The 23923-nt window shown below is 73.2% G+C and carries 24 protein-coding genes and 1 pseudogene; 15 read left to right on the top strand and 10 right to left on the bottom strand.

The window, feature by feature from the left end:
- Positions 1 to 61: 61 nt before the first annotated feature.
- From ACZ6YG_RS15530 to ACZ6YG_RS15515, 4 genes are read right to left on the bottom strand one after another with little or no spacing between them, the layout of a single operon-like run.
- Positions 62 to 1192 (bottom strand): FAD-dependent oxidoreductase, encoded by a 1131-nt coding sequence (locus ACZ6YG_RS15530; protein ID WP_466018347.1) that lies wholly within the window; start codon positions 1190 to 1192, stop codon positions 62 to 64.
- Complete coding sequence (locus ACZ6YG_RS15525; protein ID WP_466018346.1) at positions 1189 to 2589, bottom strand: aldehyde dehydrogenase family protein; 1401 nt, start codon at positions 2587 to 2589, stop codon at positions 1189 to 1191. The genes ACZ6YG_RS15530 and ACZ6YG_RS15525 overlap by 4 nt, the downstream gene beginning before the upstream one ends.
- Entirely contained in the window at positions 2586 to 3863 is a 1278-nt protein-coding gene (locus ACZ6YG_RS15520; RefSeq protein ID WP_271279439.1) for an acyl-CoA dehydrogenase family protein, read from the bottom strand. The genes ACZ6YG_RS15525 and ACZ6YG_RS15520 overlap by 4 nt, the downstream gene beginning before the upstream one ends.
- Before the next feature lie 9 nt (positions 3864 to 3872).
- Complete coding sequence (locus ACZ6YG_RS15515) at positions 3873 to 5114, bottom strand: flavin reductase (protein WP_466018345.1); 1242 nt, start codon at positions 5112 to 5114, stop codon at positions 3873 to 3875.
- Positions 5115 to 5245: 131 nt separating this feature from the next.
- Between ACZ6YG_RS15515 and ACZ6YG_RS15510 the strand changes: the two genes are divergently transcribed.
- Both ACZ6YG_RS15510 and ACZ6YG_RS15505 read left to right on the top strand, forming a co-directional pair.
- On the top strand, positions 5246 to 6034 hold the full coding sequence (locus ACZ6YG_RS15510) for an IclR family transcriptional regulator (protein WP_261808552.1): 789 nt from the start codon (positions 5246 to 5248) through the stop codon (positions 6032 to 6034).
- 68 nt (positions 6035 to 6102) lie between these two features.
- A complete protein-coding gene (locus ACZ6YG_RS15505) occupies positions 6103 to 7335 on the top strand; it encodes a PP2C family protein-serine/threonine phosphatase (RefSeq protein ID WP_466018344.1) in 1233 nt (410 codons plus the stop codon).
- Here ACZ6YG_RS15505 and ACZ6YG_RS15500 read toward each other — a convergent pair.
- On the bottom strand, positions 7332 to 8849 hold the full coding sequence (locus ACZ6YG_RS15500) for a hypothetical protein (protein WP_466018343.1): 1518 nt from the start codon (positions 8847 to 8849) through the stop codon (positions 7332 to 7334). The two genes, ACZ6YG_RS15505 and ACZ6YG_RS15500, sit on opposite strands and share 4 nt — an antisense overlap.
- 151 nt (positions 8850 to 9000) lie before the next feature.
- Here ACZ6YG_RS15500 and ACZ6YG_RS15495 point away from each other — a divergent pair.
- From ACZ6YG_RS15495 to ACZ6YG_RS15480, 4 genes and pseudogenes are all read left to right on the top strand, one after another.
- Positions 9001 to 9555: pseudogene (locus tag ACZ6YG_RS15495) on the top strand (response regulator transcription factor); the annotation flags it as partial.
- 45 nt (positions 9556 to 9600) lie between these two features.
- A complete protein-coding gene (locus ACZ6YG_RS15490; RefSeq protein ID WP_466018482.1) occupies positions 9601 to 9942 on the top strand; it encodes a sensor histidine kinase in 342 nt (113 codons plus the stop codon).
- Positions 9943 to 10001: 59 nt separating this feature from the next.
- The gene (locus tag ACZ6YG_RS15485; protein ID WP_148031602.1) at positions 10002 to 10568 is read left to right on the top strand and encodes an RNA polymerase sigma factor; all 567 of its coding nucleotides are present in this window, start codon (positions 10002 to 10004) and stop codon (positions 10566 to 10568) included.
- Entirely contained in the window at positions 10565 to 11482 is a 918-nt protein-coding gene (locus ACZ6YG_RS15480) for a CU044_5270 family protein (protein WP_397198916.1), read from the top strand. Before ACZ6YG_RS15485 ends, ACZ6YG_RS15480 begins: the two co-directional genes overlap by 4 nt.
- 7 nt (positions 11483 to 11489) lie before the next feature.
- Here ACZ6YG_RS15480 and ACZ6YG_RS15475 read toward each other — a convergent pair whose 3' ends face one another.
- Positions 11490 to 12044, bottom strand: a complete 555-nt coding sequence (locus ACZ6YG_RS15475) for a cytochrome P450 family protein (protein ID WP_466018342.1) — start codon at positions 12042 to 12044, stop codon at positions 11490 to 11492.
- 211 nt (positions 12045 to 12255) lie between these two features.
- On the opposite strand from ACZ6YG_RS15475, the gene ACZ6YG_RS15470 reads away from it, so the two are divergent.
- A complete protein-coding gene (locus tag ACZ6YG_RS15470; RefSeq protein ID WP_466018341.1) occupies positions 12256 to 12429 on the top strand; it encodes a hypothetical protein in 174 nt (57 codons plus the stop codon).
- 16 nt (positions 12430 to 12445) lie between these two features.
- Here ACZ6YG_RS15470 and ACZ6YG_RS15465 read toward each other — a convergent pair whose 3' ends face one another.
- Complete coding sequence (locus ACZ6YG_RS15465; protein ID WP_466018340.1) at positions 12446 to 13807, bottom strand: helix-turn-helix transcriptional regulator; 1362 nt, start codon at positions 13805 to 13807, stop codon at positions 12446 to 12448.
- Positions 13808 to 13908: 101 nt separating this feature from the next.
- On the opposite strand from ACZ6YG_RS15465, the gene ACZ6YG_RS15460 reads away from it, so the two are divergent.
- Both ACZ6YG_RS15460 and ACZ6YG_RS15455 read left to right on the top strand, forming a co-directional pair.
- On the top strand, positions 13909 to 14331 hold the full coding sequence (locus ACZ6YG_RS15460) for a VOC family protein (RefSeq protein WP_466018339.1): 423 nt from the start codon (positions 13909 to 13911) through the stop codon (positions 14329 to 14331).
- A 150-nt stretch (positions 14332 to 14481) separates the two neighbouring features.
- On the top strand, positions 14482 to 15603 hold the full coding sequence (locus tag ACZ6YG_RS15455; RefSeq protein WP_466018338.1) for a winged helix DNA-binding domain-containing protein: 1122 nt from the start codon (positions 14482 to 14484) through the stop codon (positions 15601 to 15603).
- Between the two features lie 49 nt (positions 15604 to 15652).
- Here the strand turns inward: ACZ6YG_RS15455 and ACZ6YG_RS15450 are convergent, their stop codons facing one another.
- Positions 15653 to 16492, bottom strand: coding sequence for a nitroreductase/quinone reductase family protein (locus tag ACZ6YG_RS15450; RefSeq protein WP_397198923.1), 840 nt, complete (start codon positions 16490 to 16492; stop codon positions 15653 to 15655).
- Between the two features lie 423 nt (positions 16493 to 16915).
- Here ACZ6YG_RS15450 and ACZ6YG_RS15445 point away from each other — a divergent pair, with 423 nt between their 5' ends.
- The 6 genes from ACZ6YG_RS15445 to ACZ6YG_RS15420 all read left to right on the top strand — a co-directional run bounded on the left by ACZ6YG_RS15445 (position 16916) and on the right by ACZ6YG_RS15420 (position 19968).
- On the top strand, positions 16916 to 17683 hold the full coding sequence (locus ACZ6YG_RS15445; protein ID WP_219546417.1) for a putative protein N(5)-glutamine methyltransferase: 768 nt from the start codon (positions 16916 to 16918) through the stop codon (positions 17681 to 17683).
- Between the two features lie 66 nt (positions 17684 to 17749).
- Positions 17750 to 18310, top strand: coding sequence for a dihydrofolate reductase family protein (locus ACZ6YG_RS15440; protein WP_466018337.1), 561 nt, complete (start codon positions 17750 to 17752; stop codon positions 18308 to 18310).
- Between the two features lie 28 nt (positions 18311 to 18338).
- The gene (locus ACZ6YG_RS15435) at positions 18339 to 18488 is read left to right on the top strand and encodes a hypothetical protein (protein WP_187281160.1); all 150 of its coding nucleotides are present in this window, start codon (positions 18339 to 18341) and stop codon (positions 18486 to 18488) included.
- A 109-nt stretch (positions 18489 to 18597) separates the two neighbouring features.
- Positions 18598 to 18951, top strand: coding sequence for an ArsR/SmtB family transcription factor (locus ACZ6YG_RS15430; RefSeq protein WP_148031596.1), 354 nt, complete (start codon positions 18598 to 18600; stop codon positions 18949 to 18951).
- A gap of 5 nt (positions 18952 to 18956) precedes the next feature.
- Positions 18957 to 19568: an SRPBCC domain-containing protein gene (locus ACZ6YG_RS15425; protein ID WP_466018336.1), complete on the top strand. Its 612-nt coding sequence runs from the start codon at positions 18957 to 18959 to the stop codon at positions 19566 to 19568.
- Between the two features lie 4 nt (positions 19569 to 19572).
- The gene (locus tag ACZ6YG_RS15420) at positions 19573 to 19968 is read left to right on the top strand and encodes a VOC family protein (RefSeq protein ID WP_466018335.1); all 396 of its coding nucleotides are present in this window, start codon (positions 19573 to 19575) and stop codon (positions 19966 to 19968) included.
- Positions 19969 to 19971: 3 nt separating this feature from the next.
- Here ACZ6YG_RS15420 and ACZ6YG_RS15415 read toward each other — a convergent pair whose 3' ends face one another.
- Together ACZ6YG_RS15415 and ACZ6YG_RS15410 are read right to left on the bottom strand one after the other, a co-directional pair.
- Positions 19972 to 21177: an SWIM zinc finger family protein gene (locus ACZ6YG_RS15415; RefSeq protein ID WP_466018334.1), complete on the bottom strand. Its 1206-nt coding sequence runs from the start codon at positions 21175 to 21177 to the stop codon at positions 19972 to 19974.
- Complete coding sequence (locus tag ACZ6YG_RS15410) at positions 21174 to 23912, bottom strand: DEAD/DEAH box helicase (RefSeq protein WP_466018333.1); 2739 nt, start codon at positions 23910 to 23912, stop codon at positions 21174 to 21176. Before ACZ6YG_RS15410 ends, ACZ6YG_RS15415 begins: the two co-directional genes overlap by 4 nt.
- Positions 23913 to 23923: the final 11 nt, after the last annotated feature.

Raw genomic sequence — 23923 nt, 5'->3', positions numbered from 1 at the left:
CCCCCTCTGAGAGCGGGCTTCTCTCCCGAGCGGTGCTTGCCCCCCGGCGGGGAGCGGAGTGTCATCTGAGGGACGTGATCAGGCAGGCGCGCAGCAGGTGCGCTCTGGCGGCCTCCGGGTCGGCGGCCAGGGCGCGCAGTTCGGCGTGGTGGGCGGCGGGGTCGGCCGAGCGCAGCTTCTCCCAGTTGCCGTGACTGATCGCGCGCACGTGCTGGAGCGCCACCTGCCGCCTCCTGGCGGCGACCGCGTCGACCGCCCCGGGATCGTCCTGGAGCAGGGCGCCGGCGAGCAGGACCGCGTCGTGGATGCCGCTGTTCATGCCGAGCCCGCCCAGCGGGTTGTTGACGTGGGCCGCGTCCCCGGCCAGCAGGACGGGCCCATGCCGGAATCGGGCGGCCACCCGCTGGTGGACCCGGTAGAGCGAGGCGTGCGCGACCTTCCACTCACGCCCGGGGTCGGCGAGGGCCCGCAGCCGACCGGCCAGCCGGGCGAGCTCCGCCTGGTCGGAGGTACCGCTGGGGGTGGGCAGCAGCACCCGCCAGTGGTCGGGCGTGCGCAGCAGGACGAGCCACTCCTCGGGGTCGAAGACGTAGTTGATCGGCGCGATGCCCGGCAGCAGCCCGTCCAGGTCCTCGTCCGTGGAGGCGACCAGGAACCGTTCGGGGTACGTGATGCCTTCGAACGGGATCCCGAGCGCCCGCCGTACCGCCGAGTGGGCGCCGTCGGCGGCGATCAGCCGGTCGGCGGCGAACCGCGCGCCACCCGCGGTGGTCACCAGCACGCCGCCGCCGCGCGGCAGGACCTCGCGGACCGCCGACCCGAACAGCACCTCGCCGCCGTGCTGGACCAGGTGCTCCATCAGGATCGGGGTCAGCTTGCTCTGCTCGCACTGCACCCGGTACGGGTACGGCGTGTCCGCGGCGAGCACGCCCATGTCGAGGGTGGCGATGGCGCCGCCCCGCCGGTCGCGGTACTGGAAGGTACGCGCGACCAGGCCGAGGGCCATCAGCTCCGGCAGCACGCCGAGCCCGGCGAGCATCTCCAGCGTCGGCGGGTGGAAGGTGGAGGCCCGCGACTCGGCGGCCAGGCCGGGCCCGGCTTCCAGGACGGTCACCGGCACCCCGCCGCGCGCCAGGGTGAGCGCCGCGGTCAGCCCCACCGGCCCGGCCCCGGCGACCAGCACGCGGCTCACGGCGCCCGCTCGACGCCGACCACGCGGGTGCCGGTGAAGAACCGGATGGTCTCCGCCGTGCCCTCGTCCACCAGCCCGGACAGCCCCCACGCCGGTCGCGGCGTGAACAGGTGCAGGCTCAGCACGCTGGACCCGTTGACCTTGACCTCGCCGGCGCGCACCCGCCGGGCGACGTCCAGCGCCCGTTCCTCGTCGGCGCCGACGACATACCCTTCGAGCCCGTACGGTGTCGCGTTGGCCAGCGCGACCGCCTCCTCCTCGGTGTCGTAGGGCACCACGGCGGCGACCGGCCCGAAGATCTCGTCGGCCAGGTCGGCCCCGGTGATGAGAGCGGGCGCCAGGTAGTTGCCTTTGCCGGGCATGTCACCGTACGAGATGGCCTGTCCTCCGGCGTTCTCCGTCGCGTCCCGTACCCGCCGGAGGTGGGCGGAGTGGACGAGCGGGCCGTACTCGGTCTCCGGGTCGAGCGGGTCGCCGGCGCGCAGCGCGGCGAGCCGCTCGCCGACGGCCGCCACCAGCTCGGGCAGGCGCGGGCGGGGCACGATCAGCCGGCCCAGCGCCCGGCACCACTGGCCGTTGAGCGAGGTGAGCAGCTCGGCGGCGGACGCGGCGGCGGCGCCGGTGCCGGCGTCGGGCAGCACCACGAGCGGGTTGTTGCCGCCGAGCTCCAGCTGGGCGGGCCGGAGCGCGCTCGCGCAGGCGGCGGCGACGGCGCGGCCGCCGGCCAGGCCGCCGGTGAAGGAGACGGCGCGGATCCGCGGGTCCGCGGCCAGCAGGGCTCCGGTGCGGGCGTCGCCCATGACGAGCTGGAAGACGCCGGGCGGCAGTATCTCGCCGAGGACCTCGGCCAGCACCCGGGTGCCGTAGGGGGCGTACTCGCTGACCTTGAGCACGACGGGGCACCCCGCCGCCAGCGCGCTCGCGGCCTTGTGGGCGGCCATCGGGGCGGGCGCGTTCCACGGCACCAGGCACAGGGCGGGGCCCCAGGGCAGGCGGTGCACCTCGACCCCGTCACGGTCGGCGCGCAGCAGCCCTTGCCTGATCTGGGCGGCGGCCAGCGCGAACGCGCCGTGCACGATCAGCCCGAGCCCGGTGGTCTGCCGGATCGGCACGCCGGTGGCGAAGGACTCCAGGGCGGTGATCTCGCCGGTCCGGTCCCGCAGCGCGGCCGCGGCGGCGTCGAGCAGGTCGGCCCGCCGCTCGGCGGGGGTGCCCGCCCAGGCGGCGGCCACCCGGTCGGCGGCCGCGAGCGCCGCCTCGGCGCGCGCGCCGGAGGAGCCGAGGGCGCGGGCGGCGGGCTCGCCGGTGGCGGGGTTCTCCAGGTCGAAGCCGAGGTCCTCGGTGCAGCGGGCCCAGCGGCCGTCGACGAGGTCGGCGGTCTCCGGCAGCTCGATCATGGCCGCTCCGCGGTGGCGAACAGCGCGTTCTCCTGCGCCTCGGTCACCAGCTGGGCGACCTCCAGCCTGCCGCGTTCGGCCGGGAACGTCATGACCAGCCCCATCGCCAGGTCGCGCAGCGCCCGGCCGGCCGTGCCGCCCATCATGGCGCCGGAGGTGCCCGAGGCCTTGAACGCGCCGAGCGCCACCTGGAAGCAGGCCTCGGTGACCGACCCCTTGCCCATCCGCCACTGGCGGAAGACCTCGGGCTTGGGCCGCAGCGGCGGCTCGGAGGTCTCCAGCAGCAGCTGGCGGCGCAGCCACAGGTAGGCGGTCTCCAGCTGGACGGTCATCTCGCCGATGAGCTGCTGGTGCATGGGCGAGGAGGCGATCGGCCGGCCGGTGTCGGCGAAGGTCTTGCGGGTGAGCTGCTCGACGGTGACGTCGTAGACGTTCTGGGCGCAGCCGGTGTAGACGGCGGCGATGGCGAGCTGGTTGCCGACGAAGCTGCCGCGGCTCATCCTGAGCATCCGGGTGAACGCCCCCGGCACGGTCAGCGCCTCGTCCTCGGGGACGAACACCCGTTCCAGCCTGATGCCGTTGTTGGCGGTGGCCCGCATGCCGAGCCCGTCCCACGGCGCGCGGGTGGAGACGCCCGCCGCGTCGCGCGGCACCAGGAACGTGACCAGGCCCTCGGCGGTGTCGTGGCCCTCCAGCTTGGCCGTGGTCAGGTAGTAGTCGGCGACGCCGGTGGCGCAGCCGAACGACTTCTCGCCGTCCAGCAGCCAGCCGCCGTCGGTGCGGCGCGCGGTGGTGGCGATGGTGATGTTGGCGGTGGAGCTCTTGACGGACTCGGAGGCGAAGTTGGCCAGCCAGACGCCGGAGGCCATCCTGGTCAGCACCTTCTCGGCGAACGCCCGTACGGCGGGGATCTCGCCGTCGTCGAACAGGCCGGCCTCGATCGCCTCCAGCGGCAGCAGGCCGCGGGAGGCGCTGGTGTTGTGGAAGAAGTAGGCCAGGGCGGTGGACGGGCAGGCGGTGCCCATCGCGAACGTCGCGGCGGCGAGGTCGCGCAGCGTGCCGCCGAGCCCGCCGTACTTCTCCGGCACCACGAGGCCGAGCAGCCCGGCGTCGCGCAGCAGCGCGACGTGCTCGATCGGGAAGCGGGCCTCCTCGTCGGCCTTGACGGCGGCGGCGCGCAGCGCGGGCAGCACGGCTTCGACGCGTTCCGCGCGGGCGCGTTCGGCCTCGGTCATGTCGTCGACGAGCCGTTCACCGGTCAGATCGTGGGTCACGTTCTCCCCTTAGTTGGCGAATCTGTAGGTGCGTCCGGGCAGCACGGACCCCCAGGTGCTCTCCAGCTCGGCGGCGCTGGCGACCAGCACCGACCGGTCGACGGCGGTGTCGACGTCGAGCTGGCCGGCCAGGAACAGCACGTCCTCGGCGGGCAGCGCGCCGTCGAGGCCGCCCAGCGTGGTGTCGAAGTGCCGCACTCCGCTCTTCATCGCGACCAGCGCGTTGACCAGGCCGATGCCGTGGCGTTCGCGCAGGCCGACGCGGACGGTGGCCTGTCGTGCGGCCGCGGCGGCGTCCTGGAGCAGGCCGCGGACGCGGACCGGGGTCGCGGGGACGGCGCCCTCTTCCAGCCCGATCTCGTCGCAGCCGAGCTCGGCCAGCCGGGCGACGGTGGCCATGACCTGTTCGGCGCGGTCCGCGGCGAAGGCCTCGGGGATGTGCCCGACGGTGGCCAGTCCGGCGCGGCGGGCGGCCTCCAGGACGCGGGCGGCCGGTCCGGGTTCCGCGGCGGTGAACTCGGCCACCCCCGCTCCGGCCGAGGCCACGGCCCGCACCTGGGCGGGTTCGGTGATCAGGGCCGAGGCGGTGGCCGGGTCGAGGTCCCGCGCGAACGCGTACGGATCGAACTCGTACGGGTCGAACAGGCGTACGCGGCTGCCGGCGGCGCGCAGGGCGCGGGCGATGCCGCCCATCCGGGCGCCGGTGAAGCCGCGGGCGCGGAGCACGGCGAGCAGCCCGGTGTCGGCCACGCCGATGTGGTCGGGCAGCGGGTCGGCGAGCTGGCCCCAGGCGCGCGAGTGGAACAGCACCGGCGCCACCCGGCGCGGAGTGGCGCTCGTGAGCACCTCGCCGACGAAGATCGTGTGGTCTCCTCCCGGGTACGCGTGCGCGACCCGGCAGTCGAGCCAGGCGACGGAGTCGGCGAGCACGGGGGAGCCGCTCGGGCCCGGGGTCCAGGCGGTGCCGGCGAACCTGTCGGCGGCGGGCTCCTGGCCGGCGAACCTGCGGCCGATCGCGACCTGGTCCTTGCCGAGCACGCTGACGGCGAAGAAGCCGTGCTCGGTCACCAGCCGGTGGGTCCTGGTGCCGCGTGCCAGGCAGATGAGCACCATCGGCGGGTCGAGGCTCACGCTGGCGAAGGAGCTGGCGGTCATGCCGTGCCAGGCGCCCGCGGCCCCGGTGGTCACGATGACCACGCCGCTCGGCCACTGCGCCATGGCCGCGCGGAAGGACTCGCCGTCTGCAGTCACCGGTCTCCATATGTTCCATTGATGGAAACAGTGTCACGCTGAAGGTAACGAACGGCCATTTTCGTGTCAATGTGACGGCGTTTCCCCAAGGGAAATAGACTGGGCGTGTCGTCGATCTACGAGGGGGTCAGGTGCACGCCCAGGCCGAGTCGGAGAACCAGAGCCGTTCCATCGCCGCGGTGGAGCGCGCCATGGACGTTCTGCTGCTGTTCGGCCGGAGCACGCGCCCTGACCTGGGGGTCACCGAGATCGCCACCGAGCTCGACCTGACCAAGGCGGCGGTCCACCGCATCCTCACCGCGCTGCGCAACCGCGACCTCATCGCCGTCGACCCGGTCACCAGGCGCTACTCGCTGGGCCACGCCGCCATCGCGCTCGGCCGGGCCTACCTGGCGCGCACCGACCTGCGGGCGATGGCCGGCCCCGAGCTGCGCCGGCTGTCGGCCCAGTCCGGCGAGACCGCCACCCTGTCGGTGCGGCGCGGCGACACCCGCCTCTACGTGGAGCAGGTCGTGCCCGACCATGACCTGCGCATGGAGGTCTCGCTGGGCATCCCCTACCCGCTGCACGCGGGCAGCTCCTCCAAGGCCATCCTGGCGTTCCTGCGCGAGGAGGAGATCGAGGGTTTCCTGTCCAGGCACCAGCTCACCGCCCTCACCGGCAGGACGATCACGGACGCCGTCAGGCTGCGGGCCGAGCTGGCGGCGATCCGGCGGCGCGGCTACGCCTCCTCGCTCGGGGAACGCCTGGAGGGCGCGGCGTCGATCGCCGCCCCCGTCTTCGACCACGACGGGCTGGTGATCGCCGCGGTCAGCGTCGCGGGGCCGAGCAGCCGCTTCAAGCCGCGCATGCAGGAGCAGGCGCCCCTCGTCGTGGAGTCGGCGTCCCGGCTGTCGGCCCAGCTCGGCCACTCCGGCTGAGCGTCCTCCCACGTGCAAGGCGCCGCCGCCGGGGTAGATGCTCTGATGCCGGAGGGGGAAGGGGTGTCATGCGGAGTGACGGCGAGCTCATGCTGGGCGGCCTGCTGCGCAACAGCCACACCGCCTCCTTCGAGGACATCGTCCCGCTGCTCAACGAGCACGCCCCCATGGCGGGCTTCAGCAACCCCATGGTCTACGTCTCCGACCTGCAGCAGAAGTACCTGGTGCCGCTGCCGAACCAGTTCAGCGCCGGGGGCGAGCCGCTCACGCGGCTGAACATCGACACCACGATCGCCGGTCGCGCGTTCCGCAACGTCGAGCTGGTGCACGCCCGGCCCGACGAGGACCTCCCGCCCTGCGAGCAGGAGGACGGGCTGCGCCTGTGGTCGCCGCTCCTGGACGGCACGGAGCGGGTCGGCGTGGTGGGCGGCATCACGCAACGGGTCGACGAGGTCATCGAGTGGCGGTTCAAGCGGCTGTCGACGCTGCTGTCGCTGCTGGTGGTGAGCAAGCGCCAGACCAGCGACACCTACTCGCGGATGGTGCGCGAGAAGCCGATGACGCTGTCGGCCGAGGTGCTGCACAACCTGCTGCCGAACGGCAGCTTCGCCAACGACAAAGTGGTGATCGCCGCCGCGCTGGAGCCCGCCTACCAGGTGGGGGGTGACGTGTTCGAGTACGGCATCGAGGACGACCAGCTGCACGTGTCGATCTTCGACGCGATGGGGCACGATCTGGCGTCCGGGCTGACGGCGAGCATCGCGGTCGGCTCCTGCCGCAGCAACCGGCTCAAAGGCGCCGGCCTGGTGGCGATCAGCGAGGCCATCGACGAGGCGATCGCCCAGCACTTCCAGCTGAGCCGGTTCGCCACCGGCATCATCGCCAACCTCGACATGTCGACGGGAACGCTGTCCTGGGTGAACCGCGGCCACCACCCGGCCCTGGTGGTCCGCCACGGCAAGCTGGCCGCCACCCTGGGAAGCGCCAAGCCCGCGCCGCCGATGGGCTTCAGGCTGGGCCGGCCCGCCGTGGTAGAGCACTACCAGCTCCACGCCGGCGACCGGCTGCTCTTCTACACCGACGGCATCGTCGAGGCGCGCAGCCCCGAGGGGGAGCCGTTCGGGCTGGAGCGGTTCATCGACTACATCGTCCGCAGGGAGGCCGACGGCCTGCCGGCGCCGGAGACGCTGCGCCGGCTCATCCAGTCGATCATGCGCTACCAGCGCGGCCGGCTGCAGGACGACGCGACCGTGCTGACGGTCGAGTGGATGTCCGGCAGACGCCCGGGCGTCACGCTCTAAGACACCGCTGCACCCGGTCGGCCTTTCCTGCGGTAGGCGGTGATCGCCACCCCGAGCGCGAGGGCGGCATATCCGCACGTCACGGTCAAGCCTGCCCATGGCGGGAGCGGGTAATAGCCGCCGAGCAGTGACCGGTCCACATCCACATGCGCGAACGTGGCGACGCTCTGCGTGATCGCGAACCCGGCGGCAGGGGTGACCGCCAGAAGCCATGGCGCCAGACCGGCGGTGGCCAGCAGATAGGGCACGACGACCAGCGCGACGGCCAGTCCGACGGCGACGACGCCCCGTTCGACCAGCGCGGCCAGGCCCAGAGCCAGCACGGCTGCGGCCGCGGTCAGCGCCGCGAAGCCGACGATCATCCGCACCTCGGTACCCAGGGTGATCGGCTGGATCGGGTTCTGATGGGCGCGCAACACCGCCCGGCCGGCGGGGACCACGACTCCCGAGGCCACCAGCCCCGCCACGAACGCGACCGCACCGACCACCGCGGCCTTGGCCGCCAGCCGCCGCGCCGGCAGGCCGATCCGCCCGCGCCGGTGGTCCGCCGTGAAGAACGTCACCGGCGCCACGAGTACCGGGATCAGCCCCAAAGCCCCGCCGATCAGCATGAGGTCGGCGCGCATACCGCCCTCCACCGTGGCGGGCCCGATGTCACCGCCGCCGGTCACGATGAGCTTGCCGCCGGACTCCACGACCCCGCCCGGGTGATGCGGGGTCCTGCCGTCGGACTCCAGGACGGCGCCGACGTCGTCGTGCCGCCACGATCCGTTCGCGCCCTGCGGCGTGATCTGGTCGAAGGTGGCGGTCGCCTGGGCGAAGGCTTTCGCCATGTCCCACAGAACGCCTGGTGAGGTGACGAACAGCCCGATCTCGACCGTCTCCGGCAGCCCGGTCAGCTTGACCGTGCCGACCTCGGTCCACGTCCTGCCGTCGTCCGACTCGTACCCGCTGATGGTGTCGCCCGACCTGGTCAGCCGTAGCCACCGCGGGCCGTTGTGGGGACCGCCGGGCATGTCGTGGACGTAGTTGTACTGCATCCGCACGCCGTGGTCTCCGGTGAGCATGACGGCGGCGTACGGTGTGCCTCGCTGGAGGCTCTGCCTGACGAGGAGCCCGGCCTTGGCCCACGGCACCACTCCTTCCTGGACGTTGCGGACCCCGGGTACGGCGTCCGGCAGCCGGATCTGCCCGGTCATGTCCGCCACGCGGGCGGTGATGCCGCCGTTCCCCTTGAGCGGCTGGTGCACGAAGAAGTACTTGTCGTTCACCGCCGTGCCGTCGGGTCCCAGCAAGGGCGCGGGGCAGGGGCCTTCGCCCTGCCCGGTCACGCAGGTGGTGCGGGCACCTCCGGCGACCAGCAGTCCGAGCGACACGGTGACCAGCACGGAGGCCGCCATGGCGAGCATCCAGCCGGGCGAGGAGCGGAACCTGGCCCACTCGGTGTGCAGTGCCTGGGGGAAGCCGGCCTGCCCGGCCCGTCGGGCGGATCGGCCGGCCGTAGATGGATTCATGCCGACGGTTGTACGCGGCACCGGGTTCCGGCCGGGTCGCAGCGGCTGCGACCCGGCCGGAACCTGGGCTCTGGCATCGTTGACCCATGGCACCTCGACCCGGTGGCCGGCTCGGCTGCCCCACCCGCACGACGACCGCCGGTGAGCGGCGGTGAGGGTCCTCCTCGTCGAGGACTTCGAGGTCCTCGCCCGCTCCATAGACACGGGGCTGCGCCGCGAGGGCATGGCCGTCGACGTCGTCCTGGACGGAACCGCCGCCCTCGACCGCCTGGCCGTCACCCGCTACGACGTGGTGATCCTCGACCGCGACCTGCCCGGCGTCCATGGGGACGAGATCTGCCGGCGACTCGCCCAGGGCCGCTGCCAGACCCGGGTGCTCATGCTCACCGCCTCCGGCACGATCGAGGATCGCGTCGACGGGCTCAGCCTCGGTGCGGACGACTACCTGCCCAAGCCCTTCGCCTTCGCCGAACTGGTCGCCCGCGTCCGCGCCCTGGCCCGCCGCGCCACCCCGCCGCTGCCGCCCACCCTGACCTGCGGGGACATCACCCTCGATCCGGCCCGCCGCGTCGCGTCCCGGGCCGGGCGGCGCCTTGAGCTGAGTCCCAAGGAGTTCGCCCTGCTCGAATGCCTGCTCGCCCGGCCCGGGCTGGTCATCTCGGCCGAGGAGTTGCTCGAACGCGTCTGGGACGAGGCCGCCGATCCAGCGGAAAAGGGCATCGACCTCGCCTGCCACCTGGCGCCCGCGGTGATGGCGGGAGACCTGGGACTGGTCGAAAGCCTCGTCGCCAACCTCGTCGACAACGCCATCCGTCACAACCACGCGGACGGGCACGTAGAGGTCACCACTCAGGCCTCTGACACGCAGGTGGCCCTTACGGTCACCAACAGCGGGCCGGTCATCACCGACGACCAGATCCAGCGCCTCTTCCATCCCTTCCAGAAGCTGGCGCCCGATCGTCACGGCAGCCGCGACGGCCACGGCCTCGGCCTCGCCATCGTCAACGCCGTCACGCAGGCTCACCACGCCACACTCACCACCAGCACACGCACTGAAGGCAGCCTGTCGATCACTGTGCGGTTCGCGCGGTGAACCCGGTGCCGCCCTTCGGGAGACAGCACGGTGAGACACCGACTCACGAAGGAGAGGCGTTGGGTGCTGAGACGGTCGAGATCGACGACGGAGAGCTGATCCGTCGATCGGCGCACGACCCAGAGCAGTTCGCGGCGCTGTTCGACCGCTATGCCAGACAGATCCATCTGTACGCGGCCCGGCGACTCGGCACGCAGGCCGCCGACGACATCGTGGCCGAGACGTTCCTGGCCGCCTTCCGCAGGCGCGGGACGTACGACACGTCGTTCGCGCTGGCCAGGCCCTGGCTGTACGGGATCGCCACCACGCTGATCGCCAGGCATCGGCGGCAGGAGGAGCGGATGCTGCGGGCGCTGAGCCGTACCGGCGTGGACCCGCTGCCCGAGGCGCTGGCCGACACCGTGACGCGCCGGGTGACGGCGCAGGGCAGGGATCGCGAGCTGGCGGGGGCGCTGGCGTCGCTGTCACGCGGGGACCGGGACGTGCTGCTGCTGGTGGCGTGGGAGGACATGTCGTACGAGGAAGCGGCGCGAGCGCTGGACATCCCGGTGGGGACCGTGCGGTCACGGCTGCACCGCGCACGGAAGAAGGCCAGGAACGTGCTCGGGGACGAGGAGCTGTCATGAACGCGATCAGGGAGTTTCGCCGGAACACCCCGGCCATGACCGACGAAGCCGAGGCCGCCGCGAGGGCGCGGCTCATGACGGCGATCCACGAGCCGGAAGCCGCACCGAAGCGAGCCGTGACCCACGGGCTCGGCCGGCGCATCGTGGTGGCGGCGGCGCTGGCCCTGGCCGTCGGCGGGACCGCCGTGGTGTTCGGCGGCCGGCCGGACATGGCGCCGGTGGCCGGCGTGGCCGAGCTGGGCGAGCACGCCGCCCGGGCGGCCGAGAACGACCCCACGCCCGTCCCGGACCCCGCCCAGTGGTTCTACACCAAGGAACTGCGGCTGACCGGCGTCGCAGGGGACCAGGGTGACACCTGGGAACGATGGACGCGGGTGGACGGCAAGCGGTCTGCCTGGTACCAGGACGGCAAGCTGACGTTCTCGGGAAGCACGAGCTTCGACCCGGCCGAGCTGGCCCGGCCGCCTGTCACCCCCGCCGGGGTGCTCGCCAAGATCGAGGCGGCCGTCCTGGACGAGGACCGCAGGGGTTCGCAGGAGCTGAACGGCCAGGTCCCGCCGGGGATCCTCTGGATGGAGATCAACCAGCTCATCTCCGAGCAGTGGCTCGCCCCCGAGGTGCGTGCCGCGCTCTTCCGCGCGCTGCCCACGATCAAGGGCATCACCGTGACCCATGACGTGCCCGTCGCCGACGGACGGCGAGGCGTCGCCTTCAGCCTCACCGACGCCGAGTCCCGCAGCTACCTCGTCCTGGACCCGGAGACCTACCGGTATCTGGGCACCAGCTCGACGCGGTTGAAGGACCGCACCTACGAGTGGTCCGACGGCACCAAGGAGACCTTCGAGGCGGGCACGGCGAGCCTGACCGCGCAGTTGGAGGCCGCGATCGTGGACCGGCCCGGCCTGCGTTCCTGATCGCGCGTCAGAGGACGACCGGCAGAGAGGCCAGCCGCCAGGTGCCGGGGTCGGGCATCCGCTCCGGCGCCTTGGCGGGCGCCAGGCCGGGGGATCGGCGCAGCAGGGCGGTCAGCGCAATGCGGACCTGCAGCCGGGCCGGCCACGCGCCCAGGCAGAAGTGCGGGCCGTGCGCGTAACCCAGGTGGGCGGCCTCGTCGCGGGCCAGATCGAGCCGGTCGGGGTCGGTGAAGGCGCGCGGGTCGCGGTTGGCCGAGCCGAGGGCGGCGGCGCCGTGCTCGCGCCAGGCGGGCCGGTCGGCCTCGGGGATGCCGACCAGCTCGCAGATCACGTCCATCGGCAGCGGCCTGGCCAGGTCGGCCACCAGGTCCACGGGCTCGCCCGAGGGCAGCGCGCCGAGCAGGCCGTCGACGATCCGCTCGATGCGCGGGGCGAAGGCGGCGACGCGGCGTGGCGTGAACGCGGGCGCGACCAGTTTGCGCAGCCGGGCGTGCTCGGCGCCGTCCATCTCCTGCATGGTGCGCATGTAGGGGACGTACTCGTCGGGCACCGGGGGGCGCATGAAGCCGGCGGAGCCCAGCCGGAAACGCGGTCGGCGAGCATCGCCCTGGCCTCGTCGTACCTGGTCACCGCCCACATCGCGCCGTGACCGGGAGTGACGAGACGTGCCACCGGCGCCTGCTCGCGGGCCCGCCCGTAGGCGGTGAAGCGGTCGCGCAGCACCTCGGGGTCGCCGAGGAGGATCTCCGGAACGCCGGCCATCGTCATCTCCCATGGTCAAATCAGATGATCCCATCATCCAGCGCGACGCCGGGGCGGCCGCGGGCGTCCCGGCCGACGCCACGGAGAGCGCGGTACGGGTCGCGTCGGGCCGCCTGGTCACCCGCGCGGAGGGCTTCGGCGCGGGCCACGCCGCCGCCTCCCTTCGGATCGGCCACCCCGCCTGAGCCTCGGGACGGCCGGTCAGGCGCCTTCTCGCGAGGGTGGCGGCAGAGGGGCGGTGGCGGCTTGGGCGAAGCGGCGGGCCAGCTGGGCGAAGGCGTCCTTGAGCTCGGGCGGGCCGACGACCTCGATGTCGGCGTCGAACCTGCCGACGCTCGCGGCGAGTCCGGCCCACGACCAGGAGCCCAGGACGAGCCGGCAGCGGTCCGCGCCGAGTTCCTCGACGACGCCGTCGCTGAGATAGCGCGAGACGGTGGCGGCGGGCAGCCGGAGCACCACCTCACCCCGGCAGGGCCAGTCACCGGAGCCACCACCGCGGAACCGGCCTGCCACGAACGCGGCCACATCGCCTCCGGGCACCTCACGCGGAGCGAAACGGGGCCCGTTGGGGGTACGCGGGCTGATGCGATCAACGCGAAAGGTCCGCCAGTCGTCGCGATCAAGATCCCAGGCGACGAGATACCACCGCCCACCCCAGGTGACAAGATGATGCGGCTCCACCCTGCGAGGCGGCCGCATGCCCTCATTCGTCGGTGACGCGGGCACGTCGTCCGTCGGACACACGGGAGCGTGATCGTCGGTCGGCGGCGCGGGGGCGTACCGGCGGGGCGGGTTGATGCCGTCGTCCGTCGATGGCGCGGGGGCGCAGTCGGACATCGGGGACGCGGAGGCGTGCTGGCGAGGCGGGCGGATGTCATCATCCCTCAGGGACGCGGGAGCGTAATCGTCCGCTGGCGGCGCTGGGGCGTGATCGTCCGTCTGGGACGCGGGAGGGTGATCGTCGGTCGGCGATGCGGGGGCGTACCGGCGGGGTGGGCGGATGTTGTCGTCAGTCGGAGACGCGGGTGCGTGATCGTCCGTTGGTGGCCGGGAGGCGGGGCTGATGATCAGGGAGGCGGGGGCGTAGTCGAAGCGGAGGACTTCGCGGGCGCGGACGGCGGCGCCTAGCGCAGCGAGTACGTCGCTGCCGACCTGTGGGAGCGGGTGGGGGGCGGGTCGCTCGACGGCGGTGATCTGGAGGGTGTCGATCCGGTGGCGCAGGCGGGCGGGCATGACCTGGCGGACGGTGGTCAGCGCGCGTGCCGCCGCTTCCCCGATGCCGGCGCCGCTGGCGGCGGCGGTCTGGAGCGCCACGGCCAGCGCGACGGCCTGCTCGTCGTCGAACAGCAACGGGGGCAGGTCGGCGCCGGCGTCGAGCCGGTACCCGCCGTCGGGACCTTTGGCGGCCACGATCGGGTAGCCGAGCTCGCGCAGGCGGTCGACGTCGCGGCGGACGGTGCGCGGGCTGACGTCCAGCCGCTCGGCCAGCACCGCTCCGGGCCAGTCGCGGCGCGCCTGGAGCAGCGAGAGCAACGCCAGCAGCCGTGCTGAGGTCTTCGGCATGTCCCCCATATTGCCGTGAATAGCGGCCACAACCTGACCGCTACCCCTGCGACTGTTGTCCCCGGAACACCACGAAACCCATGAAGAGGTCAGGAGCCGAAATGTCCGTCAAGTCCGTGACTCATCTGAACTTCCGCGGCGACGCCCGCCCGGCGCTCGAGTTCTACCGTTCCGTCTTCGGCGGCGAACTCACCGCCGTGACGTACGAGGACGCCGGGAACGTGCGGAACCCCGCCGAGGCGGACCAGGTGATGTGGGGCCAGGTGATCGCCGGCGACGGCTTCCACGTGATGGCCTACGACGTGCCCGCCGGGATGCCGTGGGACCGGGGTGAGAACTCGTTCTTCGTCTCACTCCGCGGTGAGACCGCCGAGGAGGTCACCGCCTATTGGGAGAAGCTCTCCGCCGGAGCGACCGTCGCGCGGCCGCTGGCGCCCGCGGAATGGGCGCCGCTCTACGGGATGCTCACGGACCGCTTCGGCGTCGTCTGGGTCCTGGACGTGGTGAGCGAATACAGCGGCTGAGCCACAGGCGTACGCCGCACTCTCGCGACGACACCCCAGAATGACCACACCCTCCAGAACGACGACACGTCCCAGAACGACGACACCGGAAACGACCACATTCCCGGAAACGACGACGCCCCCGGAAGCACGACGAGGAAAGTGACCACCATGACGATGCGGCCCCCGGTGCGGACCGTTCTCGGTGAGCGGGCGCTGAACCGCGCGACGCTCGCCCGGCAGTTGCTGCTCGATCGCGCCGACCTGCCGGTCACCGGCGCCGTCGCGCACCTGTGCGGGCTGCAGGCGCAGGAGCCTCAGGAGCCGTTCGTCGGCCTCTGGTCGCGGCTGCGCGCATTCGACCCGGCGGCGCTCTCCGGTCTGCTGGTCCGGCGGAGAGTGGTGCGGGTCCATCTGATGCGACGCACCGTCCACCTCGTCACCGCCGGTGACGTGCTGGCCTGGCGGGCGCGCCACGACGCCATGCTGCGCCAGCGCGTGCTCGGGGTCTACCGTCGCGAGCTCGCCGGGGTGGACCTGGACGAGCTGGCCGCGGCGGGCCGGGCGGTGATGGCCGACGGCGAGCCGCGTTCGATGGCCGAGGTCGTGGAGGCGCTCGCCGGGCGCTGGCCGGAGCCGGGACGGCGGGCCCTGGGCGAGATGGTGATCTCCGCCCTCGTCCCGGTGGCGCAGGCGCCCCCGCGCGGGCTTTGGCGCGCGAGGGCGGGGGTGCGCAACGTGCTACTGTCGTCCTGGCTGGGGCGGGAGATCGACCCGCACGCCCAGGACGGCTCCGACCCGGTCGGCCAGGCGCTGGTGCGACGCTATCTCGCCGCGTTCGGCCCGGCCGCCACGGCCGATCTGCGCGCCTGGTCCGGCCTGGCCGGGCTGCCGGGTGCGGTGGCCGCGGTACGGGAGGAGCTGGTCTCCTTCCGTGACGAGCGGGGCCGGGAGCTGCTGGACCTGCCCGACGCGCCGCGCCCCGACCCCGACACGCCCGCCCCGGTGCGGTTCCTGCCGGCGTTCGACAACGCGATCCTGGGTTACCACGCCCGGGGCCGGATCATCGACGACGCGCACCGTGGCCTGTCGGTCGCCGGCGCCCGCGTCGTCCTGGTCGACGGCCGGGTCGCCGCGACCTGGACCGTCGAGTCGGGCACCGTGACGGTCACCCCGCTGCGCCGCCTCAGCCCGGCCGACCGGACAGCCGTGGCCGACCAGGGCCAGCAACTGGCGACGTTCCTGTCCGACGGCGACAGCGACGGCGTCCGGATCACCGCATCCCCCCACTGACCACCGGACGCCTCTGGCGGTGCGGGCGGTCAAGCTCAGGCCGGAGACGTCATGGGGCGTTGGCGTTCAGGATCGGGATGAGGTTCTCCTCCTCGTAGTCCAGGTGTGCCTCCACCTGCGCGGTCAGCCGGTCCACCTCCGCCGACACCGCCGCCCGGTCGGTGTGCTCGCCCGCGACGAGCCGCTGCAGCTCCTCCAGGAGGCGGGCGATCTCCTCGTGCTCGCGGCGCAGCCGGGCCATGACGTCGGCGATCTCCGGGTACTGCTCGTCGAGGTGCGGGAACATGTGGGCGTCTTCCATCGTGTGGTGGTGGCTCAGCCCCTGGCAGACGGCCAGGCAGTTGATGCGCAGTTGCGCGCCCAGGCCGCCGCCGGACTCGGCGACCTCCTTGCGGACGATGGCCAGCTCCTTGCGGAAGGCGTCGTGGATGAGCTTGAGCCCGTCGCCGGGCCGCGCGGCGGCGGGGGCGGGCGGTCCCGCGGGGTCGAGTGCCACCACGGGCAGGGTGCGGCCGGACGCGGTCTCGTACCGTGCCCATCCGGGGTCGGTCCCGGTGGCTCGGGCGAAGATCCGGTCGCGTTCGGCGCCTTCCAGGATGCGCGCGTCGGCCTCGTACGTGAACGCGCCGGTTTCGACGGTGACGCGCGGGTTCTTGCGGAGGTTGTGGAACCAGGCGGGGTGGCGGGGGGAGCCGCCGGCGGAGGCGATGACGTACAGCCGGCCCGGATCCTCGTCGAGCAGGTAGCCGAGCGGGGTGGTGTGGCGGGTGCCGGTCCTGGCGCCGGTGGTGGTCAGCAGGAGCAGGCGGGCGTCCTCGAAGGGCGGCCCGACCCGGCCCTGGCCGGCTCTGAACTGCTCGATGACGTGCTGGTTGAAGTCCATGGTCATGCGGTGCTTTCTCCGATCGGTGGGAAAGCCCGCACGCCGACCGCGCGGAAAAGCGCATAGCTGGCGGAGCTATGGAGGAAAAAAGGGGAAGCGGGGACGGCGCGCAGGCGCGGTTCAGGTCAGGCGCGTCCGTGTGAAGTGGTCACGGTGTCGTCCCCTTGCGTCGCGGCCTCCATGCCGCCGCAGTCCTCCCATGCGGCGTCACGCGACCTGCCGATCATTCAACGCCGCCCGTTCGACGGCTGTCAAATCCCGTCCCGGTGTTTGCGGGCGGGGACGCGGCTCGGCTAATGTCGCCATCCCAGCGATGGACGAGGAGGTGAGACCGATTCCCGCACGTACCCGCCGGGTGCTCTCACCTCACGACATCTGCCCGGTCTAGCCGGCCGGGGGAGAGCGCCCGTGACATACCGAAAGGCGCTCATGTCCCTTGCCGCCATCGTCACCCGGCTCCGCGCCGCGGGCTGCGTCTTCGCCGAGGACGAGGCACGCCTGCTGGCCGCCGCCGCCCCCGATCCCGCCGAGCTGGCCCGCCTGGTGGAGCGCCGCGCCGCCGGCGAGCCGCTGGAGCACGTCCTGGGCTGGGCCCGTTTCCGCGGCCTGCGTATCCAGGTCGATCCGGGCGTCTTCGTGCCGCGTCCGCGCACCGAGTTCCTGGCCGAGCAGGCGATCGCCGCCGCGCCCGGCCCGGCGGCGGTCGTGGTGGATCTGTGCTGCGGGTCCGGCGCGCTCGGCGCCGCCCTGGTGGCGGCGCTGGGCGAGGTCGAGTTGCACGCCTCCGACATCGACCCCGCCGCCGTCGCCTGCGCCCGCCGCAACCTGCCGGGCGCCCGGGTGTACGAGGGAGATCTGTTCGATCCGCTGCCCGCCGGGCTGCGCGGCCGGGTGGACCTGCTGCTGGCCAACGTCCCGTACGTGCCCACCGGCGAGATCCCGCTGCTGCCCGCGGAGGCCCGCCTGCACGAGGCCCGGGTGGCGCTGGACGGCGGCGGGGACGGGCTGGAGGTGCTGCGCCGGGTGGCCGCGTCCGCCGGGCGATGGCTGGCCCCCGGCGGTCACCTCCTGTTCGAGACCGGCGGCCGGCAGGCGGCGCACGCCGTCGAGGCGATCGCCCGCCATGGCCTGACACCGCGCGTCGCCCACTCCGGCGACTGGGACGCCACCGTCCTCATCGCCACCCGGCAGGGCTGACCCCGATGAGTTTCCGGGCGGCCCGAGGTCTGCCCGGGGAAGTGACGGAAGGACGGGAGGCCCGCGATGGGCAAGCTGATCTACTCGATGATCACCTCGCTGGACGGCTACGTGAGCGACGAGAACGGCGACTACGGCTGGGGCGCGCCGGACGAGGAGTCGCACACGTTCGTCAACGAGCACATGCGGTCGATCGGCACCTACCTCTACGGCCGCCGGATGTACGAGACGATGGTCTTCTGGGAGACCGCGCACACGCTGCCGGACCAGCCGCCGTTCATCCTGGAGTGCGCGAAGGTGTGGCAGGCCGCCGACAAGGTCGTCTATTCGACGACGCTGGAGGAGGTGTCCAGCGGGCGGACCCGGATCGAGCGGGCTTTCGACCCGGAGCGGGTGCGTGAGCTGAAAGCGGCCTCCGACCGCGACCTCACCGTCGACGGGCCGAACCTGGCGGCGCAGGCGATCCGGGCGGGGCTGGTGGACGAGTTCCAGCTCTTCGTCGGGCCGGCGGTCGCCGGCGGCGGCGTCCCGTTCTTCCCCGCCGGGGTGCGCGCCGACCTGGAGTTGCTGGACGAGCGGCGCTTCGGCAACGGGGTGATCTACTTGCGTTACGGGGTCGGGCGGTAGCCGCGGCCGTGTGGGGTAGGGGACGGCCATGGCATCGCTCATGGACCGGGTGCGCGCGTACATGCGCAGCCCGAAAGGCAGGCAGACGGTCGAATCGGCCAAGCGGATGGCCCGCGACCCCCGTAACCAACACAAGGCCAGGCACTTCCTGGACAAGTTCCGTTCCCGGCGGCACTGACGGCTCTTTCGTGACGGCGGCGCCCGGCGTGGCGCCGCCGTCGCCTTGCGCGGACATCCCAGTTATTTCACATTTGACTTATATAAGCGTTGCCTGAAACACTCTGTTCGTGCACGCGTTCGACATTCTCGGTGATCCGGTCCGGCGCCGGATCCTGGAGCTGCTCGCCGGCGGCGAGCTGAGCTCCGGTGAGGTCACCGCCGTCATCCAGCGTGAGCACGGCATCTCCCAGCCCGCGGTGTCGCAGCATCTGAAGGTGCTGCGCGACAACGGCTTCGCCACCGTGCGCGCCCAGGGCACCCGGCGTTTCTACGTCGTGAACCCGGCGCCCCTGCGCGAGGTCGACCAGTGGCTGGACCGCTTCCGCGGCTTCTGGGAGCAGCGCCTCGACGCGCTGTCCACGGAGATCGCCCGCGGCAAGCGGGAACGCCGTGCCCGCGACAGCCATCCGACAGAAAGCTGATTTCGATGGACATCATCGACGAGATCACCCGTACGCATCGCGAGGTGCGCGACACCGGCGAGGCCAAGGTCGTCGAGCTCACCCGCCACTACGACACCGGACTGGAGGATCTCTGGGACGCCTGCACCAGCGCGGAGCGCATCTCGCGCTGGTTCCTGCCGATCACCGGCGACCTGCGGCTCGGCGGCAGCTACCAGCTGAAGGGCAACGCCGGCGGCGAGGTCCTGTCCTGCGAGCCGCCGAACCGGTTCAGGGTGTCGTGGGTGATGGGTGAGGCTCCGGCGTCCTACGTGGAGGTGCGCCTGGCGGCCGACGGCGACCGCACCCGCTTCGAGCTGCGCCACGAGGCCGTGGTGCCGCCCGAGTTCTGGGAGCAGTTCGGTCCCGGCTCGGTCGGCGTCGGCTGGGACCTCGGCCTGCTCGGCCTGGCGCTGCACCTGACCGGCGGCGAGAAGGTGGACGAGGAGCACTTCCACGAGACCGACGAGGGACGGGAGTTCATCGTCCGCAGCAGCGGGTCCTGGGGCGAGGCGTTCCGGGCTTCCGGCGCCTCGGCCGAGCTGGCCGCCGCCGTGACCGCCGCGACCACCGCCTTCTACGCACCCCCCGCGGAGTGACACGATGCCCAAGAAGATCACGCCGTTCCTCATGTTCGAGGGCAGGGCGCAGGAAGCGATCGACTTCTACCTGAAGGTGTTCGACGACGCGGAGGTGATCTCCGTGGTCCGTTACGGCCCTGGTGAGCCGGGGCCGGAGGGCACCATCCAGCTCGCCCACCTGCGGGTCTGCGGCCAGGAGTTCCTCTGCAACGACAGCTTCGTGTCGCACGCCTTCACGTTCACCCCGTCGCTGTCGCTGTTCGTGGAGTGCGAGTCGGAGGAAGAGATCGACCGGCTCTACCCGGTGCTGTCGGAGCAGGGCGGGACGATGATGCCGCTCGGCCAGTACGGCTTCAGCGCCAAGTTCGCCTGGGTGGCCGACCGGTTCGGCGTCTCCTGGCAGCTCAACCTGCCCTGACGGTCAGCCGAGCAGCGCGGCCGGGTCGCGGGCGGGCGGGCCGGCAGGCCACCAGGTGTCGCCGCGCCGCTCGAAGGGGTACCACCGGCCGTCCCTGCCGTATCTGAGCTGGCGGTCGCCGATGGTCCAGCGGTTGCGGGCCGACTCCACCCCGGCGGGTGGCTCGCCCTCCCAGGCGGCGTCCAGCATGGCCCGCGCCCTGGCGAGGTCCTGCCGGGCGGGGGTCCACGCCGTCTCCAGCGCCTCCAGCCCGGCGGGTCCGCCGTGTCGCCAGGCCGCCACCTGGGCGTCGAGGCCGAGGTCGAGGCCGAACGCGGCGCTCATCCGTACCCGGTCCTGGTGTTCGGTCAGGGCCGGCAGGCGGCCGGAGACGAGCAGGTCGCGCGCCCGGGAGGCGGCGGAGGCGGCCAGCACCTCCAGCGCGGCCACATCCACGCCGGGGGCGGGCTCCAGCCCGAGCGGCGCGCGGGCGGCGTCCAGCGGGGGCGGCTCGGGCAGCGGCGGCACCCCGCGCGCGAACGCCTCGCGCGCGGGCGTGCCGGGCACCGTCCCGCCCCGCGCGGCCGCCGCATCCCCGACGCCCTCAGCGCCCCGCGCGCCCGCCGCACCGCCAGTGCCTGCCGTGCCCTCAGCGCTCCCGCCCCGCGCGCCCTTCGTGCCCGGGATGTCTCGTCGGTGGAGCGCTTCGATCAGTTCCTGCTCGCCCCGGCCGCGTAGCAGCAGCAGGACGAAGGGGTCGGCGTCGAGGAGCCATGAGGCCTGGTAGCAGAGCGCGGCCGCGTGCCGGCACGCCCAGTCGGGGCATGAGCACTCCGGTTCGAGGTCGCCGACCGCGGGCAGCAGCGGCACGCCGGCGGTCTCGGCGGCCCGTACCAGGTCGTGCGGCATGTCGCGGTCGAGCAGGGCGGCGATGTGCCCGGCCTTGGCCGCCACCTGGTCCAGGAAGCGGTCCCACGCGGCGTCGGAGAGCTGTTCGACGCGCACGACCGTGTCGTGCTCGTGCTCGGCGACGGCGGCCAGCCGTCCGGGGCTGACGGTGATGGGCCCGAGCTGCCCGCTCTTGGCGTAGACGCGGCCCCGCTGGAGGAGCCCCTGGTCGAGCGAGGTGTCGGCGAGGGCCTTGAGCCAGGCGCGGCCCCACCAGGTGGTGGCGAAGCGGGCGCCGGCGCGCTGGCGGGGGAAGGCGGGGAAGCCGCGGGCGGCGGTCATCTCAGCTCCACGAGGGTGGCGAGCTCGGCGTCGGTCAGTTCGGTCAGGGCCGCTTCGCCGGAGGTGAGCACGGCGTCGGCGAGTTCGCGTTTGGCGGCCAGCATCAGGGCGATCCGGTCCTCGATCGTGCCTTCGGTGATCAGCCGGTGGACCTGGACGGGCCTGGTCTGGCCGATGCGGTGGGCGCGGTCGGTGGCCTGGTCCTCGACGGCGGGGTTCCACCAGCGGTCGTAGTGGATGACGTGGTCGGCGCGGGTGAGGTTGAGCCCGGTGCCGGCGGCCTTGAGCGACAGCAGGAACACCGGCGTCTCGCCGTCCTGGAAGCGGCGGACCATCTCCTCGCGGCGGGCCACCGGGGTGCCGCCGTGCAGCAGCTGGCTGGGCACGCCGCGGGCGTCCAGGTGTTTCGCGATCAGCCTGGCCATGGTCACGTACTGGGTGAAGACCAGCACCGCGCCGTCCTCGGCGACGATGGTGTCGACCAGTTCGTCGAGCAGTTCGAGCTTGCCGGAGCGGCCGGTCAGCCGGGGCGCGGTCTCGTGCAGGTACTGGGCGGGGTGGTTGCAGATCTGTTTGAGCCCGGTGAGCAGCTTGACGATCAGGCCGCGCCTGGCCATGCCGCCGGCGCCCTCGATCCGCGTCATCATCTCGCGTACGACGGCTTCGTACAGGCCGGCCTGCTCGGTGGTGAGGGCGACCGGCCGGTCGGTCTCGGTCTTGGGCGGCAGTTCGGGGGCGATGCCGGGGTCGGACTTGCGGCGGCGCAGCAGGAACGGCCGCACCAGCCTGGACAGCCGGTCGGCGGTCTGGGTGTCGCCGGACTCGATCGGGCCGGCCCAGCGGGCGCGGAACCGGGGCAGCGTGCCGAGCAGGCCGGGCGTGGTCCAGTCGAGGATGGCCCACAGCTCCGACAGGTTGTTCTCGACGGGGGTGCCGGTGAGGGCGACGCGGGCGGCGGCGGGGATCTCGCGCAGCGCCCCGGCGGTGCCGGAGGCCGGGTTCTTGACGTGCTGGGCCTCGTCGGCGACGAGCAGGTCCCACGGGTGCGCGGCCAGGCGGGCGGCGTCGCGCCGCATGGTGGCGTACGTGGTGAGCACGAATCCCTCGTCGGCCAGGGTGCGGGCGGAGCCGTGGTAGCGGCGCACCGGCACGCCGGGGGCGAACCTGGTGATCTCCCGCTCCCAGTTGCCCAGCAGCGAGGCCGGGCACACGACGAGCGTGGGCCCGCCGCCGCGGTGCAGGTGCAGGGCGATGAGGGTGATGGTCTTGCCCAGGCCCATGTCGTCGGCCAGGCAGGCGCCGAGCCCGAGTGAGGTCATCCTGGCCAGCCAGCGCAGTCCCTGCAGCTGGTAGTCGCGCAGCGTGGCGGCCAGGCCGGGCGGCGGGGCGAGGTCCTCCGGTTCGGCCAGCCGGTCGCGCAGCTCGCGCAGCCACGCGCCGGGTTCGACCGGCACCTGTTCGCCGTCGGCCTCGACGGTGCCGGTGAGAGCGGCGGCGAGCGCGTCCAGCGCGGTCAGCGGCTTGAGCTCGCGCAGGCGTGCCTTGCGTGCCAGGTCGGGGTCGATGAGCACCCACTGGTCGCGCAGCCGCACGACGGGCCGGTGCGCCTCGGCGAGGTGGTCCATCTCGGCGGCGGTGAGCCGCTCGCCGCCGAGGGCGAGCTGCCAGTCGAAGGCGACCAGGTGGTGGCCGCCGAGGAACGACGGCAGGTCGGACGGGGCCGCGTCGCGCTCGCCGATGGCGGCGCGGGCGCTCAGCCCGCGGACGAGGGAGCGCGGCCAGTGGACCTCGGCCCCGGCGGCGGTGAGCCGTTCGGCGGCCCCGGCCAGCAGGTCGCCGACGTCATCGTCGGTGAGCGGCAGTTCGTCGGGGACGGGGCTGTCGAGCAGCGCCGTCAGCCGGGGCCAGGCGCGGGCGGCGCGGCGCAGGGCGATGGTCGCCTCGATCCTGGCCCGGCCGCCGAATCCGGGGTCGCGGCCTTCCCACAGGTCGGCGGCGTCCACCATGAGCGACGGGCCGGCCAGGCTGTGCACCTGCACCACGGCGCGGTACTCGCCCGCCGCCACGTCGTCGGCCTCGATCCGCAGCGACACCCGCACCCCGGCGTCGAGGTCGGCGGAGACGTCCTCGGCCCAGTGCCGCAGCTTCGGCACCTTGACGGGGCGCACGGCGGCGAACGCGGTGGCGCCGGTCGCCTTGACGGCGCCGGGTGAGCGCGGCATGCCGTCGGCCACGGCGTCCAGGAACGCCCGTACCAGCGTCTCGGCGTCGGCCAGCACGGGTCCGGCGTCGCCGTGGTGCTCTCCCGGGCGGGGCTCGCCGAGGGGGACGGCGCGGGCGGAGGCGGGCATGGCGGCGGCGAGTTCGCGGATGCGCTGGACGTCGGCGGCGTCGAAGGGGCCGGCGCGCCAGGCGTCGTGGCCGGCCGGCGTCACCGTGGGGCGGATGCGGCCGCGGGTGACCAACTGGAGCGCCACCAGCGCCGCGGCGCCCCAGAAGCGGGCCGCGGGGTGGGCCGAGTCGTCGGTGCGGGCTCTGGCCAGGGCGGCGACGGCCTCGGCCACGGGCGTCTTCGTGGCGGCCGCCTCCCGTACGCGGATGCCCTCGTCATAGGGTTCGGCGACGGTGACGGTGTCCGCGCCCGCCGGTCCGAGGAAGGCCATGCGGCCCGCTCTGGGTGGTTCGCCGGGCTCGAAGACGACCGCGTTCCGTACCGAATCCTGTCCGCCTGTCACGACCGTACAGT

The sequence above is a fragment of the Nonomuraea sp. NPDC054003 genome, assembly GCF_055585125.1.
Note: the sequence above shows the minus strand (reverse complement) of the source record. Positions and strands in the feature narration are given on the sequence as shown.

Bases quoted from the DNA above. Each gene is read 5' to 3' on its own strand.
- ACZ6YG_RS15440 (WP_466018337.1), top strand. From the start codon at position 17,750: ATGGGCAAGCTGATCTACTCGATGATCACCTCGCTGGACGGCTACGTG.
- ACZ6YG_RS15465 (WP_466018340.1), bottom strand. From the start codon at position 13,807: ATGCCGAAGACCTCAGCACGGCTGCTGGCGTTGCTCTCGCTGCTCCAG.
- ACZ6YG_RS15420 (WP_466018335.1), top strand. From the start codon at position 19,573: ATGCCCAAGAAGATCACGCCGTTCCTCATGTTCGAGGGCAGGGCGCAG.
- ACZ6YG_RS15435 (WP_187281160.1), top strand. From the start codon at position 18,339: ATGGCATCGCTCATGGACCGGGTGCGCGCGTACATGCGCAGCCCGAAA.
- ACZ6YG_RS15475 (WP_466018342.1), bottom strand. From the start codon at position 12,044: ATGCGCCCCCCGGTGCCCGACGAGTACGTCCCCTACATGCGCACCATG.
- ACZ6YG_RS15480 (WP_397198916.1), top strand. From the start codon at position 10,565: ATGAACGCGATCAGGGAGTTTCGCCGGAACACCCCGGCCATGACCGAC.
- ACZ6YG_RS15455 (WP_466018338.1), top strand. From the start codon at position 14,482: ATGACGATGCGGCCCCCGGTGCGGACCGTTCTCGGTGAGCGGGCGCTG.
- ACZ6YG_RS15415 (WP_466018334.1), bottom strand. From the start codon at position 21,177: ATGACCGCCGCCCGCGGCTTCCCCGCCTTCCCCCGCCAGCGCGCCGGC.
- ACZ6YG_RS15450 (WP_397198923.1), bottom strand. From the start codon at position 16,492: ATGACCATGGACTTCAACCAGCACGTCATCGAGCAGTTCAGAGCCGGC.
- ACZ6YG_RS15490 (WP_466018482.1), top strand. From the start codon at position 9,601: ATGGCGGGAGACCTGGGACTGGTCGAAAGCCTCGTCGCCAACCTCGTC.
- ACZ6YG_RS15470 (WP_466018341.1), top strand. From the start codon at position 12,256: ATGGTCAAATCAGATGATCCCATCATCCAGCGCGACGCCGGGGCGGCC.
- ACZ6YG_RS15500 (WP_466018343.1), bottom strand. From the start codon at position 8,849: ATGAATCCATCTACGGCCGGCCGATCCGCCCGACGGGCCGGGCAGGCC.
- ACZ6YG_RS15505 (WP_466018344.1), top strand. From the start codon at position 6,103: ATGCGGAGTGACGGCGAGCTCATGCTGGGCGGCCTGCTGCGCAACAGC.
- ACZ6YG_RS15460 (WP_466018339.1), top strand. From the start codon at position 13,909: ATGTCCGTCAAGTCCGTGACTCATCTGAACTTCCGCGGCGACGCCCGC.
- ACZ6YG_RS15525 (WP_466018346.1), bottom strand. From the start codon at position 2,589: ATGATCGAGCTGCCGGAGACCGCCGACCTCGTCGACGGCCGCTGGGCC.
- ACZ6YG_RS15425 (WP_466018336.1), top strand. From the start codon at position 18,957: ATGGACATCATCGACGAGATCACCCGTACGCATCGCGAGGTGCGCGAC.
- ACZ6YG_RS15445 (WP_219546417.1), top strand. From the start codon at position 16,916: ATGTCCCTTGCCGCCATCGTCACCCGGCTCCGCGCCGCGGGCTGCGTC.